Annotated in this window: 13 protein-coding genes; 7 read left to right on the top strand and 6 right to left on the bottom strand. The window is 32.0% G+C overall.

The features are described 5' to 3' along the window. Positions 1 to 401 precede the first annotated feature (401 nt). Both RV17_RS11120 and RV17_RS11115 read right to left on the bottom strand, forming a co-directional pair. On the bottom strand, positions 402 to 1,652 hold the full coding sequence (locus RV17_RS11120; RefSeq protein WP_071869245.1) for a sensor histidine kinase: 1,251 nt from the start codon (positions 1,650 to 1,652) through the stop codon (positions 402 to 404). Then, positions 1,649 to 2,389 (bottom strand): LytR/AlgR family response regulator transcription factor, encoded by a 741-nt coding sequence (locus RV17_RS11115; protein WP_071869244.1) that lies wholly within the window; start codon positions 2,387 to 2,389, stop codon positions 1,649 to 1,651. The genes RV17_RS11120 and RV17_RS11115 overlap by 4 nt, the downstream gene beginning before the upstream one ends. Before the next feature lie 172 nt (positions 2,390 to 2,561). Between RV17_RS11115 and RV17_RS11110 the strand changes: the two genes are divergently transcribed. From RV17_RS11110 to RV17_RS11090, 5 genes are all read left to right on the top strand, one after another. Then, complete coding sequence (locus tag RV17_RS11110) at positions 2,562 to 3,974, top strand: radical SAM protein (protein ID WP_083571990.1); 1,413 nt, start codon at positions 2,562 to 2,564, stop codon at positions 3,972 to 3,974. Next, on the top strand, positions 3,975 to 5,654 hold the full coding sequence (locus RV17_RS11105) for an ABC transporter ATP-binding protein (RefSeq protein WP_071869243.1): 1,680 nt from the start codon (positions 3,975 to 3,977) through the stop codon (positions 5,652 to 5,654). Positions 5,655 to 6,208: 554 nt separating this feature from the next. Beyond that, entirely contained in the window at positions 6,209 to 6,913 is a 705-nt protein-coding gene (locus RV17_RS11100) for a hypothetical protein (RefSeq protein WP_071869242.1), read from the top strand. A 42-nt stretch (positions 6,914 to 6,955) separates the two neighbouring features. Then, a complete protein-coding gene (locus RV17_RS11095) occupies positions 6,956 to 7,636 on the top strand; it encodes an ABC transporter ATP-binding protein (RefSeq protein ID WP_071869241.1) in 681 nt (226 codons plus the stop codon). Further along, a complete protein-coding gene (locus RV17_RS11090) occupies positions 7,636 to 8,898 on the top strand; it encodes an ABC transporter permease (protein WP_071869240.1) in 1,263 nt (420 codons plus the stop codon). The genes RV17_RS11095 and RV17_RS11090 overlap by 1 nt, the downstream gene beginning before the upstream one ends. Positions 8,899 to 9,361: 463 nt before the next feature. Here the strand turns inward: RV17_RS11090 and RV17_RS11085 are convergent, their stop codons facing one another. Further along, positions 9,362 to 11,005, bottom strand: coding sequence for a reverse transcriptase domain-containing protein (locus RV17_RS11085; RefSeq protein ID WP_071869239.1), 1,644 nt, complete (start codon positions 11,003 to 11,005; stop codon positions 9,362 to 9,364). Positions 11,006 to 11,555: 550 nt separating this feature from the next. Between RV17_RS11085 and RV17_RS11080 the strand changes: the two genes are divergently transcribed. Next, positions 11,556 to 11,771, top strand: coding sequence for a hypothetical protein (locus RV17_RS11080; RefSeq protein ID WP_083571989.1), 216 nt, complete (start codon positions 11,556 to 11,558; stop codon positions 11,769 to 11,771). Continuing rightward, on the top strand, positions 11,764 to 12,372 hold the full coding sequence (locus RV17_RS11075) for a Fic/DOC family protein (RefSeq protein ID WP_071869238.1): 609 nt from the start codon (positions 11,764 to 11,766) through the stop codon (positions 12,370 to 12,372). Before RV17_RS11080 ends, RV17_RS11075 begins: the two co-directional genes overlap by 8 nt. 287 nt (positions 12,373 to 12,659) lie before the next feature. Here the strand turns inward: RV17_RS11075 and RV17_RS11070 are convergent, their stop codons facing one another. The 3 genes from RV17_RS11070 to RV17_RS11060 form a co-directional block, all read right to left on the bottom strand. Continuing rightward, entirely contained in the window at positions 12,660 to 13,709 is a 1,050-nt protein-coding gene (locus tag RV17_RS11070) for a tyrosine-type recombinase/integrase (RefSeq protein WP_002406008.1), read from the bottom strand. Between the two features lie 105 nt (positions 13,710 to 13,814). Further along, positions 13,815 to 14,012, bottom strand: a complete 198-nt coding sequence (locus RV17_RS13690; RefSeq protein ID WP_002372025.1) for a hypothetical protein — start codon at positions 14,010 to 14,012, stop codon at positions 13,815 to 13,817. A gap of 89 nt (positions 14,013 to 14,101) precedes the next feature. Next, the coding region (locus RV17_RS11060) for a replication initiation factor domain-containing protein (protein WP_143139941.1) at positions 14,102 to 14,772 on the bottom strand (671 nt) is incomplete at its 5' end.

Here is a 14,772-nt window from a genome sequence, read left to right as displayed (position 1 = left end):
CCAAAAAATGTGGAATTTCTCATAATTTTCTTTATGGATGATTTCCCTTCCATTACTACTACAATCTGAGTAGGGCAATTTTTCGAAACAACAGGCAATTGAATTAACTTGTAAGAGATTCTTAAACTATTTGCTTTTCAATCGCCTCATTTCGAAAAAGTTTCTTTTTTGAGAAAACACAAAAAAGACGTGTAAACGAACTCGGCTCTGCCGCTGGCAGCCGGTCCGTTCACACGTCTTTTGCTTTTCTATTTAGCTAATTTTGACAAAAATCGAATCTTTGAAGAATGCTCGTGAGGCCTTTCGTAGCAACCCTTAGAGGGATTTCCAATGAGTTTGGTACCCCCGTGTTACTAGCGGGGAGGAGGTAGTATGCTCCAAAAAATTTTTTTTAACTAACGCTATAAAAAAGATAGTTGAACTTCAAATATTCCTTGTTTTTTATTATCATCTATAGTTAAATTCGCTTGGTATTTTCTGGCGACATCTTGTACGTTATGTAACCCTAATCCCATGTGATTTTTATTGTTTTTATGATTATCAGGGTCATATGAGTTCGAAATATTAACTATTTTAAAATCATTAATTGTACATATGGTTATTGAAACAAATTTATTTGATGAAGTGACTATTGCTGCTTCTTCAAAAGCATTATCTAAAATATTAGAAAACAGAGTTGTCTGATCAATTTCCTCCATAAAATCAAAAGAGATATTTTCACTTCTAGTTGTATAATTAATTTCATTTTCTTTCGCTATATTTTTTTTGTTGTTTATCAATAGATTAACAATAGGACTGTCTGTATAGTTGGTGATCTCAACTGAGTCGATACTGAGATTAATTTGATTTATATAATTAGAAATATATTCAGGTGAGTCTTGAGTATCTTTAAGGGTTGAAAGAACAGCTAAATGTCGTTTTATGTCATGAAGAATTTTTTTTGTTTCTAAATTCTTAGATTCAAGATCCTTTACATATTGATATTGTAATTTAGATTGTTGACTCTTCATACGATAAAGATTTTCTCTCTCTGAGTAAACTTGAAGTTGTTTAAATAAGTAGAACATGAAAATATTACTAAAAAGCAATCCCGTACCTACGATGGTAGAGATAACTACTAGATGAAAATCTTGGGATTGAATTGTAAATAACGTACTAAGATTTATAATTATTAAACTAAGTAGAGGCAAAATAAAAATAGCAAAATTTCTTTTTGGTAATGAAAAGTTTTGTTTTTTATTCTTTATGTAAAGCATGATGAATTGGTATAAGAAAAAAATGATTAGGTTTCGAAGGAGGTTGCTAGGCATAATTAAAAACCCACCTCCAAAGATGAAATCTGTTAGAGATTCAATTGTAATTTCACAAAACTCAATAGCAATAAGCAGAAACAAGGTAAGTGGAAAAGAAAAATTTGAATATAAAAAAGCTCCAAAAATAAAGGGGAATACCGCTGGAAAGAAAATTCGAATAATTGGAGTTGGGATGAGCATAGACACTAGAAATCCAATATAAAAAAGGAAATAGCAGATAAAATAGAAAAAATTATTTTCGTATTTTTTTTTAAACAACTCGTTGAAAAAATCAAAAACTACAATAGTCATAGTGAGACCTGTTATAAGAAATGAAAAAATTTGTAATATAGAATTCATTTATTTTCCCCCTTATGGCTATGAATAATATGACGTAAATGTTGGCTTATTACTTTACGAAAAATAGATGATTTTTTTTGAGAAAGTGGGATTTCACAATCGTTAGTCATATAGACAGTATAGTTTTTTATTCTTCTTACATAATCAAGATTGACAAGAAAGCTAACATGGGGACTGTGAAATCCAAATTCTTTTAGATCATTTCCCAATTTACTTATTTTTCCAGTTATGGGATAGGAACCTGAAAAGCAAACTAGTATTAGTTTGCGATTCCGGTTCTCGATATATAAAATATCATTTTTATCCACCAAAAAATCTCCATTATTTCCACTTAACTTTATGAGTGTTTTTTCTTCATCTATGGAATATTGAATAAATTCCGTGATAATTGTCTCAATATCAATTTGATGAAATGGTTTTTCAATATAACCAAAAGCATGTACTGAAAATGCTTCATCCTTGTAATTTCTATAATTTGTAGCAAAGACAATTTTTACAGATTTATCAAGTTGTCTTATTTTTCTGGAAACATCTATGCCAGAATTATTACCAAGTTCAATATCTAAAAATATTAAGTCAGCTCTTTTACCTAATTGATAGTATTGTGCAAGTGTTTCTCCATCATTGTAAACTTCGATTTCATAATCGGGTTGATTGAGATTACAGAGGATAGTTTCACAGATTGATTGTAATTTTAACGAAATATCTTTTTCGTCCTCACAAATAAAAATTCTCATATATGTACTCCTCATGTTCGAATCATTTAACTGAGATTCATTCCTTTTTATAGAATATCAGTATAGATTGCTCGTCGTAAACTGTAAATAGTGCAAAAAAAATGTACATATTGCATAGTCCCTTTTTTTTATTGGAATGATGAATTATATTTTCGTCATGAGGTGATAAATAATGAAAGAAAATAATTTTAGAAATGATTTCTATTTTTTGGAAAACGAAGATTCAGATATTTTACTTCATATTCCTAGTAGTTCAATTTTTCAGATTACTGATAATGAATTATCAAAAAAGATGAGAGACTTCTTTATCTCCCAAAATTCTCAAAGTGCGGTTAACCAAATACTGAGGGATATCTCCAATGAAAAAGAAGAAAAATTCAACTGTTTAGATTGCAATAGCTTGAAACAGATTAGCACAGAGGCTAAAGACTTTTCTATTGGTAAATTAAGCCTTGTCTTAACAAGTGATTGTAATCTGCGTTGCGAATATTGTTATGCCAACTTTGGCATGTATGATTATGAAAAAAGAAGTAATTTTACTAAAGAAAAATTATACGACGGATTAAATTATTTAGTATCCAATTTCAAAGAAATTAAGGTAATTCAATTTTTTGGAGGGGAACCCTCTCTTTGTACAAAGCAAATTGAGTTTGTAGTAAATTTTTTTGCTCAAAAAAAGAAGGAGGGGAATATATCAAAACTTCCTATATTTGGAATTGTAACGAATTGCGTTATCCTACCACAAAAACTTTTACAAATATACAAACAGTATGATTTTGCTATTACTATTAGTCTTGATGGACCTCAAGAGATAAATGATCGACTGAGATATGATATACGCGAAAAAGGTCATTACAAAGACATTGTAAATAATTATCAACTACTCATTGAATCTGGTATTAAAAATATTGGGTTTGAATGTACTTATACTAATGAACATATTAATCGAGGAATATCATATTCAGATTTAGCCCGTTTCTTTTTTGAAACTTTTGGCTCACAGGCGACGCATATCGTTCCCGTTAATATCGATATTGATAATGAACTAAGTGTTTTAAAGAATGTTGATAAATATAGAGAATATGTAAGAGATATTGTGAATCTTACATTTGCACAAGTTACTACTGGTGAAAAAGTGACTTCAATAAGTCTTGTACTGGGAATACTTTTTAGATTAATCAATCAAATACAAGAACCCAGAATCTGTCCGGCCGGTATTCAAACGTTTTCCCTAAGTCATGATAACCAACTATCCCCATGTTTTATGTATACCTCTCAAGATGAAACAGCTTATGGATATGTGGGTGAAGATCCAAACGAAATTGTTAAAAAAGCAATCTCATTCGACAACCAAGTTAATAATAAATTGAAATCGAACGATTGCATGATTTGTCCTGCTAGAACTGTATGTTCATCCTGTCTAGGTGGATTTGTAATCAATAAAGATAATATTGAATTAACGAATCCTGTTTTTTGCCAAACGATAAATGAAATTTTGAAACAGTCGTTAATAAATATTGGATTATTAAAATCTAATCCCGAGGCATGGTCAAGCTTTCAGTCAAATCTAAGGAGAGCAATTTAATTGAAGAAAGATGGAAAAAGGAATCCGAAGGGTCAATTAGTTATTAGCTTTTGTAGATACTTGAAAAACTATAAATTACACTGTTGTATGCTTTCTATGTGTATATTACTGACACTATCTACACTAGCAATTCAACCGATTATTTGGTCTAGTCTATTATCAACACTTTATAGAAAAAATTTTGAACAGTTTAAGTTTACGTTGATTATAGCTGTGATATTTTATCTTTTAAAATTACTTATTTCCTATTTTCAGTCAAGAGTAACAATCTATCTAAAGGTAAACTTAGTTAGAGATATACAGAACAATCTATTTCAAAAATTATTACACAAACAAATGAAGTATTTTGATAGTACACCCATAGGAAAGACAATATCCGTACTATCTACAGATATTGAGCAGGCAGTTGAGATTTTATTTGGAAAGTTACTTCCAGCTAGCGTTTCCTGTTTACAAGTACTTTTATTTTTGATTCTTATGTTAAAACTAAGTTTCTTACTGACCGTATTTAGCTTATTATCGTTACCGATAATTATTATTTATTATAACAAGAAAATGAGACAAGTTAGGGTACAACAGGTAAATGTGAAAGAGTCAAACGATTCAGTCCTATCTTTTATACAACAATCAATTTTAGGAATGAAAATTGTTAAAACACTTGGAGTTAAGGAATCACAAAATATCCAGTTTACTAATTTGGTGAATTTAAAAAAGAAAAATTCATACTCGTTACAAACGTTTATAGTAATTTTTCAAACGCTCATATCTATGCTAGGTGTATTAGGGGAGATAGCTAATTATTTGCTTGGCGGTTATTTTGTCTTTGTTGGAAGTCTTACTGTTGAAGGGTTTATTCAGTTTTCTTCCTATAGTCAACAATTTAATTCATCTAGCTTGTCTGTTACCAATATCGCTGGAAATTATCAACAACTTTTAGTGAGTTTGGATAGGATTGAGTCTATAAAAAATAATAAAACTGACGATGAGAATTTTGGAGATAGTCTTGTTAATCACTGGAAAAGTCCATCTCTTAAGTTGATCGATGTTAAGTGTGAAAAAATGGGAAGAATTATTTTGGATGATGTAAATTTAGAAATTAATAGTATTGGATTGTACGTATTCATGGGAGACAGTGGTAGTGGGAAAACAACACTTATTAATCATATTCTCAAATTATACGATGTTAAATCGGGAGAAATATTAATAAACGGAAAAAGTATTAATATGATCTCTGAAAAATCATTAAGAGATGAAATCTCATTAGTTAATCAACAAATTTTTTCATTTAGTGGTTCGATTATTGACAATTTCCGATATGTTAACCCTAAAATCAAACTTTCTGAAATCAGAGAATATTGTTCAGAATGTGGTATTGATAGTGAGATTATGGATTTATCTAAACAGTATGAAACAAAAATTTTAGAAAACGGAAATAATTTTTCTGTAGGACAACTTCAACGATTATCCATAGCTATTGCATTAGCCAAGGATACATCAATAATTGTTTTTGATGAACCAACATCAGCATTAGATTCAAGTAATAGTTCAAAAGTTAAGGCAATCATTGATAGATTGAGTCTTTCAAAAATGGTGATTCTAATTACACATGATACTAATATTGCTAAAAATGCAGTTGCGAAATTTTTGATTAAGGAGAAACAAATCTATCAAATGAATTAGGATAATAGTCGCAATTTATTGCGTTATTAAAAATCTTTAATTAGGGGGGACTAATGATGGAAGAAGTATATGTTTCAGCTTACTTGGATGAAGACATCCAAACTCCAGAACCTTATGGTTTTCTTTGTGGAGTACTTTGTTTCAGTGGGATTTTTTGTTGATGTTGTCGTTGTTCGAGTTAAGGAGGTGTGATAATGGAAGAAATACAAATTTTTATGTCTGATAACAATGATTATGAACAAGTAGAACCCATGGGCTTCTTGTGTGGAGTACTTTGTGCTAGTGGAATCTTTTGTTCATAGTAAAAATCAACTGGAGGGATTTTTTATGGAAGAAGTTCAAATGGTAACAGAAATTGATCCAACTGTTGGAGTTGGAATTATTGGAGTGCTTTGTGGTGCGGTTTGTCTCGGTGGGGTTTGTGGAGTACTTTGTGCAAGCTAAAGCTTCATAACGATATATAGCTTACATTGTTGATTATGACAGTGTAAGCTATATATTTTATAAATAACCAATACTAGTAAGTAACAGTAATGTGAGATGGGTGATATCTTATGGATAAGAAGAAAGAACAGTGGTCTATTTTTTTGATATGTGAGTTGTTGCTTTACCTATTTTTAGTATTGAAAATATTGCGTTGGAACCTTTCGTCGCAAAATATTGGAGTTTCATTAACTGCTTGCTTTTTAACTTTGATGCTAATAATGATTTCTTTTGTTGTTGGGGTAATAGTAGTGAAGATGGAGATAAGTGAGAATAATAAAAATGCTGTAGTTTGGGGTATATTATCCAGTATTGTTCCAATTATAGGAATTTATCGAACAGTCATTTTGAAAAGATGGAAAAATTTAGGATTATTAATAATCATCTCGTTAATAGGGGGAGTTTTATTCTTTGGTTCTCTGATTAGAGAAATCGAAAAAAATGATGTAGTAAATACTGGTACAATCTTTTTGAATTATGAAAATAAAATTGGCAATCAGCTAACCCTTGATTTTAAATCCGCAACTGATGGATTCGTTGAAAAGAAAAGATTTAAATTATCAAGCAAAAAGGAAATGATTTATATTAATGGTAAATGTAGCAAAGGTTCCTTTTTAATTGAAATTGTTCAGGGAAATAAATCAAGAAAACAAAAGGTTGAGCAAGGTCGATTTAAAGAAAAAATATCCTTGGATTTTTTGAATAAAGGATATTTTAATATGAAAATTCATATACAGAATGCAAAGGATACAAGTTTAAAGGTCGAGGTTAAATAATAAAAGTAACTAAAAAACAATCTAAAGGAGAAACAATAAAGAATGAAGGTTTTGGAGGCAAGAAACATTGTGCGAACTTACGGAACAGGAAATTCTCTATTTAACGCATTAAATGGAGTAAGTCTTTCAGTTGAAAAAGGGGAATCCATTGCAATAGTGGGAAAGAGTGGGTCAGGTAAATCTACATTGATGCATATTTTGGCATTATTGGATAAGCCAACAAATGGTAAAGTCGTTTTATTAGGGCAGGATACTCAATTAATAAAAAAAAGTGAACTCAATCGACTTCGTAATAAGACATTTGGCTTTGTTTTTCAGCAGTTTTTTTTGAATTCTAAAGACACAGTAATGGATAATGTTTTGCTTCCTTTGAAGATAGCTGGTATTTCTGGAAAAGAAAGGAAGAAGCTGGCAATGAGTGCTTTGCAATCTGTTGAGCTTGAGGACAAAGCTAAAAATAAGGCCAATAACTTATCAGGTGGTCAGAAACAAAGAGTTTGCATTGCCAGAGCATTAATTAATAATCCAGAAATTATATTTGCGGATGAACCAACAGGAAATTTGGATTCTAGTACTGGGCAAAAAGTTGAGGATTTATTATTCGAATTAAACCATGAAAGAGGCATCACACTAATTATTGTTACTCATGATTTAGAGTTGGCTGCTCGTTGTGATCGTCAAGTCCAAATAAAAGATGGCTTAATTGTTAAGGAGGCAGTCTGATGAATTTAAAGGACTCTATTCTTTCAGCTAGTGCCAATCTTTGGCGAAACAAAGGTAGAACTATTTTAACAATAATTGCTATTTTTATTGGCGCGTTCACAATTTCAATTACAACTGGAATCAATACTGGTATAAATGAGTATCTTGATAAACAAGTGGCAAATGTTGGTCGAAAAGATCAGTTGAGTATTGTCAAAAAAGTTGAGCAATCGCAGAGTAAAGATACTCCTGATACTTATGATTCTAGTAAAAGTGCGGGTGATGAGTATCTAATGAAGGATTCAGATACAAAGAAAGTTACCACCGTATCTGGTCTTAGTGAAGTAATTGAAAATAAATCTTTTCAAATTGACTACATTCAAGGAAAAGGTAAAAAATATGTTCTTTCAGCTAGTTCAGCTGCTGGAATGAATGTCGATTTAAAAGCAGGAAAACAGGTGTCTGAGAGTGGAAGTCAATATGAAATCAATATTGCACCGGAGTATGTTAAAAGTTTAGGATTCTCAACTGCTAAGCAAGCGTTAAACAAAAAAATTGAAATTGCTGCGACTTCTCAAGCTACTAACAAACAAAAGATTTTAGAAGTCACAATTGTAGGTGTTCGGAACAAAAGTATTATTAATAATGGACAATCGGTAGTGAGTAATGCATTAGCAGATAAAATTGTAGAGATAAATCAAGAAGGAATGCCACCAACCGTGCAAGGCGAGTTTTATAATTTAACTGCTACAGTAGTTGATCCCACCAATAAGAATATCACTAGAATTAAAGAAGAACTGAATAAACAGGGATTTGTTGCAACAACATTTGAAGATGAGTTGGGAACAATTCATTCGACAATTAATGGAATTACTGGAGTTTTGACTTTATTTGGAGCTATCGCATTGTTAGCTGCTAGTTTTGGTATTATTAATACATTGTATATGTCTGTTCAAGATCGAACTAGAGAAATTGGATTAATGAAAGCCATGGGAATGGGAAGAGGAAAGGTATTTTTATCGTTTAGCGTTGAAGCATTATTAATAGGTTTTTGGGGAGCTGTATTGGGAGTGCTTGCATCAATAGGTGCCAGTCTAATTATTAATAAGATAGCTGTAGATTCCTTTCTTAATGGCTTAGATGGATTAAAGCTAATTCAATTCTCGGCTCCATCAATAGTAGTAATCATTTTGGTTATCATAGGTATAGCATTTCTAGCAGGGACATTTCCAGCTAATCGTGCAGCACGTCTGAATCCAATAGAAGCCCTGAGGTATGAATAAAATTTAAGAATAGCTATGAAAGAATCGTTGCTGATACTCTGATTGTTAGTAACGATTTTTTAGTAACTGGAAAAAGCTAATTTCCTTATGATATTTCATAAATTTTAGAAAATATCTTTTTCTATACTTTTGTATGCGGAAATACTTTTTTTGAATCTGCCTATAAAAATTGTGCTAAACAGGACTCAAATCAAAAATCCCGTCAGATTTCTCTAGCGGGATTTTGGCGGAAAGTATAGTTAAAACAGTCCTTTTTATCCATTCTAAGTGAATTAAGAAACTGTTAAATCAATATTTCGCAATCAAGTGAGGTACTACTTTATTCACCCCCTAGTTATAAATACTGGAGGTAGCAGTGGTCGGTGCTCGGATTATTTTAGAATGACTTGTTGCTGCATATTCTGATGTAAACAGAGATTTGATTTGTATATTCTTTTTGTGATAAGCATCAATTAGTATTATTTCAGATTTTTTTCAAATCATTCAAATATTCAATAGGAATAATTCTGTTTGTGGAAGTTCTTTTTCCTTCTGTAGCTACACCTATGACCCTGTTTTCCCTATCTAATACTGGTCCCCCGCTATTCCCACCAAAAATAATCTGACTTATTTCGTATTTTCGCATTTTGTCGCTGTTAATAGTTCGAAGGTAATGCCCTTTCTCAAATTTCATTTGGTCTCCGTCTTCAAAATCAGGATAGCCTAACAAATAAACTTCGGCATTTTGTTCCAATACGCCTTGGAATTTTTCAAATCCAGAATCTAGTAATGATAAGTTCTCTGGAACCAATAATACTAAATCTTTTTCTTTACTATATTTTTCAATCTTAGCTTTCACATGTTTTGAAGTTTTTTCGCCAAAAAACATTTCTATAAAGAACTCGTTTTTTATTGGAGAAAATCCGTTCAAAATTTCTTCAATAAGAAATTCGAACACATGATAATTAGATATGATTCCGTGATTCTTCAAAAGAAAACCGGTTCCTTGACCGTAATCTATAGTTAACATATCTTTTTTATCCTTAGAGAATAAAGTTAATTCGGTTTGTTTTATTACACATACTGATTCTTCAAGGCAAATTTTAGGGGGTATAAAAATCGGTTTTACATTTTCTATCGCAAGATCTTCTAAAATAGCATTATGACGTTTTGCTAGTTGTTCAAATACGGAATCATACTTTCCTTTTACCATGCTGACATAATTTATCATACCCTTGATTACTCTCAATATATTTTCTATACTATCCCCTTCGTAGCCTGCTTCAGCAAATTTTTTCAAGGGAATAGACAGATTTTTTTTGTTTTCTTCTATTGAGTAGAGCATTGCTCTAATTTTTCTGATGTATCGCCTATCAACATTAAGTTTTTGATTCACAATTATTCCAGTAACTTCTTGATGCTGATTGGCTTTTTGTAATCTTGTTTTATCTGAATTTATTTTGAACCCATTTCTTATGATTATATCTGCTAGACTAGATCCTAAAATTATCTCGCCATTCTTCTCAATAACAATATTTTCTTTAAAGCTGGTTTTAGTTGAAAATGTTATATCGTCAGCATATCTAGAGTAAGTAGCACCAAATGAATTTTTTGCTAATCTATCTAAATCTTTATCTAGAGTTTTACATAAAATATTTGATATTACTGGGGACGTAGGTGATCCTTGAGGTAAAAAACCGTCAGGATGACAACATATGTTTGCTAAAGTAGTCGCAACATTTTTATCTAGCTTGAAATAATTCATGAACATGCTTCTTACTCGTCCAAAAGAAATACTTGGGAAAAAATTTTCTAAATCAATATTAAGTAAGACCTTTTTTTTTAAATGTAGCTGAGCATTGTCTACGATACTTCTCTCGTGGATAAAACCGTAAGCCTTATTATGAAGTTTTACGCTACTGTTTAAAATCTCGCTTAATCTTTTTTGAATGAACAATAAACTATCATTAGGGGCGTATATTTTTCTCAATGTGCCATTTTTCTTTGGAATTTCAAATTCGAAGTACAGATTATTTTTTTCTTCAAAAAGCAAGCGTCTTAAGTGTCCCGTTGTAACATTAAGCGAACTTGCGATATCAGCAAATGATTTAAATTCCTGTAGTCGCATTTTCAAAAAGTCCTTATTTTATTGAGGGAAGCTCTACCGTTTTCGAGACATAGTAGGGAACAGTTCACAAAGCAGCCTACTTTAATACTAGTATATATATATCGAAATTGCTGCAGAAGACGTATCTCCAACATTAATTTATTAAGTCGCAGTTACACAACTCATATTCAACTTCCCTCAGGATAAATTATAACAGAACAGGGAAAATAATAAATAAAAATCTAGGCATCTATAGTAGTAGAAGATAAGCCTTTCATTAATCGACTTTGTTTTTCTAAAGTCTCTGGCGGGATTTTAGCGGATAACTTTACCAGTTTGTATGATTCCACCAAGTGATAAAATTCCGTTAAATCAATGTTTTAACATCAAACGATACATGTGCCTTATGTCCACACAATATTTTTGTGCATGTTTTTGTAAGACGGTGATTGAGTATTTGGATATTATAGTTATAGCATTAGTTTTCCGATAGAACGGATTCTAGCGCGTATGGAAGCTAGGGACTCATGGTATAATAGTAACTAGCATATTGGATAAGGAGTTGAAATATATGTCTGATTACAAATATTCAATAAAAAACACCACAAAAATTGAGCGGGAAAAATTGCGAAATGTCGCTTTGAGTTACTCAACATTAGATGCAGCAGCACCTTCAGAAGATACGATGAAATTAGTAGAAGAATACGTAGCTGGAAATATTGAAATTGCGGATGCTTTAGAAACGGTTATTGAGAAATACCGTAATATGGGCCTACAAAATGTTTGATCCTTATGTAATTCCAGGTACAGATGTTTTGAAGAATCATTTAGGGATAACTGATAAAGTCCTTCTTGATAAGGCAGAGGCAGATATTACCTACTTAAAGTTACTAGATATTGACGCTTGGTTTGAGGATAAGCCGCTTAACTACGAAACGCTCCTTGCGATTCACGAGTATATATTTGGTGATTTATATCCTTGGGCTGGGCAGCTAAGAACGATTGATATTTTTAAGGAAGAAGAGGTTTTAGGTGGTGTATCTTTACGATATGGGGAAACTTCTTCGTTAGCTGAACAGATTGTGGCTATTCTTGATGAATTGAATCAGGTATCCTGGTCAGAGATTAGTCTGGAGGAAACGATACCGCTGTTTTCTGATCTGATTGCTAAGTTATGGTTGATTCATCCTTTTCGAGAAGGGAACACGCGGACGATTATTCGGTTTGCTGGCTTGTTTGCAAATGCAAAAGGCTTTCCGCTAAACTCCAAATTTTTACGAGACCATGCAAATTATGTAAGAAAATCGTTGGTTCTATACTGTGTGGAAGAGGCGCCTGAAAAAGGTTATTTCTTAAAAATCATGGGTGAAGCGATTAATAATTTCTAGAATGTTTCTATGTTATTTATAAATAGTAGCCGTGTTCTGGTTTGCGTATTTTTTTGGTGTACGTTTTGATGTACGAATTGTTTAAAATAGGTTGAAATCTCTTGATATTTAGATTTTTAGAAAATCTATAAAATCCTTGATATTGAACGGAAATCAATCTATTTTCGTTATTTATAAGCAAAACCAGGTCTTAAAAAAGCTCGTAAAGCATCTCAATTTTCAAAACGTTAATCAATTCCTTATTGTATCAACGTTTACAAGAATTTTTTGGTTCAAGTTGGTTCAAATTATAAATTTGACAAAGAATTTAAGAGGTTTAAAGCATCAGCATCTTGCTGGTGCTTTTTTTCTGGCATCAATTCAAGATAATAGTTCTGCGTTGTTTGAATATTGATATGACCTAAGCGTTTTGATACATAGGCAATATCAATATCTTGTGAAAATAGAAAAGAAGCATGAGTATCTCTTAGGCCGTGGAAGGTAGTTTTTGGAATATCTAGTTTTTTCAGTAATCTGGCGAGCTTAGCAGATTGTTGAAAGCCGTCAGGATCAAAAAAATATCCATTATCTTTAATCGGGACAGATTTTAGAATATCGTAGACTTCTTGATTAATGGAAATATCTCGTCTTGAATTTTTTGTTTTTAACGAGGTATCTTCAGAAGTTGGACTAAGGGAACGTCTGACATGGATACCATATTCAAAGAGGTCTTCGGGACGTATACCTAAAAGCTCTCCGCGTCTCATGCCAGTTTCTAAGGCAAGGAGTACAAGAATGTTAAACTCATTTTCTCGATGATTAATGACATAAGTACGCAGTTTCTTTAATTCGGTAATAGAAAGTGCACGGTTTCTCTTATCTAAAACTTTCCCTCGTGTTTTGACTAAATTTGCAAAATCGGTAGCAAGATAGCCACGAGCATAAGCATCACGTAATGCCGTTTTGATTTTCAATAGTACTTCATGAGTGGTTTTACGAGAATGAGTTTCTGCATACTTATCTATTTTTCGTTGTACTACAATATCGTTCAAATCCTTTAACTGTATATCGCCAAATAATTTCTTCACCACTTGAGAAGTCCTTTGATAATTTTGAAAAGTCGTTTCTTTTACATCGTTTTTCTTTATGATATGAATCCAGTTTTCAAAGAAGTCAGCAAATGTTGTTGTACGCTCTGCTAATTGTTTTCCATTTCCTTTCTCCAATTCATTTTCCAAAGCCCAACGAGTTGCTTCCTTTTTAGAGCTAAATGATTTTGTCAATTTCTTATGTTGACCATGATTGTAAAGTGAGATCTGAGCTCTATATGAGTTACCACGTTTAATTATACTAGGCATTTATAACAAATCCTTTCACTGAAAGATGGTTGATAAATGCTAGTTGAATACACCGTCATTCTACATGGCGAAAAGCATCTAATCAACCATCCTACGATATTTTAGCTAGATAGAGTGCGTCTTAATAAAATTAATGAGGGAAGTGACAGTGTATCGTTCTTGTCTTCCTATCATAAAACGCTCTAACTCATCGTTTGCGCGAACGAATTTATCAAAAGATTTTGGATCGATCCCTAAAAAATGAGAAGCTTGTTCTCTAGTAAGTAGATAGGGCAATTCATAAGTAGTTATTGTATTTTTCATAGTTTATTTCCTTTCCAAAAATGTTTTTTGGCTGACACAAGGAAATGTGCTATACTCAACTTGTCTAGGGCGGAGTACGTTTATACATTTTAATGTGTAAGCTGTGCTTTGCTTTTTTTGTGTATTTTTTCTGCCTTCATATTTTGAAGACACTGGATATAAAATTCTACTTCTTCCTGATAATAATCAGGCTCAGCAATCAAATTTTCTAATATTTTTTGCTGCCTTGAACTAAGTTCCCCACAGCTAATAATCTCGTTAATCAAATTTGAATCAAAATGATTATCTACCTCTTGAATAAATGCGAGGGTGGGAGAAACGCTGTGAATTAACCAATTCATACTTTTCTCAAAGCTTTGAGGAATTGTTTCTAAAGAAATGGTGGTTGCGCCATGATTGCCAATAAAGGCTGCCCATTTGGCATCGACTTTTGCACCTGGATCATTTGGAGCACGGTCATAAAAACAAATTGCCCCATTAAGTAACTCAAAGAATAGTTTGGTTAAATCATGGGTTTTTGAAATAATCTTTGCCAAGCTTTGCGCTTTCTCTTTTCGATACCGTAGTTCAAAGCGATTTTTTACTTCTGCTTCTTCTAAAGAAATTCCTCGTCGCTTTCGTTGTTCATAATCCTTCTGATAAAAGCAAAAGCGACACTGACTCTTCTTTGAGCCTAAATACAAGGTCTCACCATTTGATTCATTGTTTATGATATCCGTACCGCCATGAGATTCACTCACTTGAAAAGTGGTCCACACAT

Source organism: Enterococcus thailandicus (assembly GCF_001886265.1).
Taxonomy (GTDB): Bacteria; Bacillota; Bacilli; order Lactobacillales; family Enterococcaceae; genus Enterococcus_B; species Enterococcus_B thailandicus.
The sequence above is the reverse complement of the archived record's forward strand: the minus strand, read 5'-3'. Positions and strand labels throughout refer to the sequence as shown.

Excerpts from the sequence above, each read along its gene's own strand:
- RV17_RS11085 (WP_071869239.1), bottom strand. The coding sequence starts at position 11,005 with ATGCGACTACAGGAATTTAAATCATTTGCTGATATCGCAAGTTCGCTT.
- RV17_RS11090 (WP_071869240.1), top strand. The coding sequence starts at position 7,636 with ATGAATTTAAAGGACTCTATTCTTTCAGCTAGTGCCAATCTTTGGCGA.
- RV17_RS11070 (WP_002406008.1), bottom strand. The coding sequence starts at position 13,709 with ATGCCTAGTATAATTAAACGTGGTAACTCATATAGAGCTCAGATCTCA.
- RV17_RS11100 (WP_071869242.1), top strand. The coding sequence starts at position 6,209 with ATGGATAAGAAGAAAGAACAGTGGTCTATTTTTTTGATATGTGAGTTG.
- RV17_RS13690 (WP_002372025.1), bottom strand. The coding sequence starts at position 14,012 with ATGAAAAATACAATAACTACTTATGAATTGCCCTATCTACTTACTAGA.
- RV17_RS11120 (WP_071869245.1), bottom strand. The coding sequence starts at position 1,652 with ATGAATTCTATATTACAAATTTTTTCATTTCTTATAACAGGTCTCACT.
- RV17_RS11080 (WP_083571989.1), top strand. The coding sequence starts at position 11,556 with ATGTCTGATTACAAATATTCAATAAAAAACACCACAAAAATTGAGCGG.
- RV17_RS11110 (WP_083571990.1), top strand. The coding sequence starts at position 2,562 with ATGAAAGAAAATAATTTTAGAAATGATTTCTATTTTTTGGAAAACGAA.
- RV17_RS11115 (WP_071869244.1), bottom strand. The coding sequence starts at position 2,389 with ATGAGAATTTTTATTTGTGAGGACGAAAAAGATATTTCGTTAAAATTA.
- RV17_RS11095 (WP_071869241.1), top strand. The coding sequence starts at position 6,956 with ATGAAGGTTTTGGAGGCAAGAAACATTGTGCGAACTTACGGAACAGGA.
- RV17_RS11075 (WP_071869238.1), top strand. The coding sequence starts at position 11,764 with ATGTTTGATCCTTATGTAATTCCAGGTACAGATGTTTTGAAGAATCAT.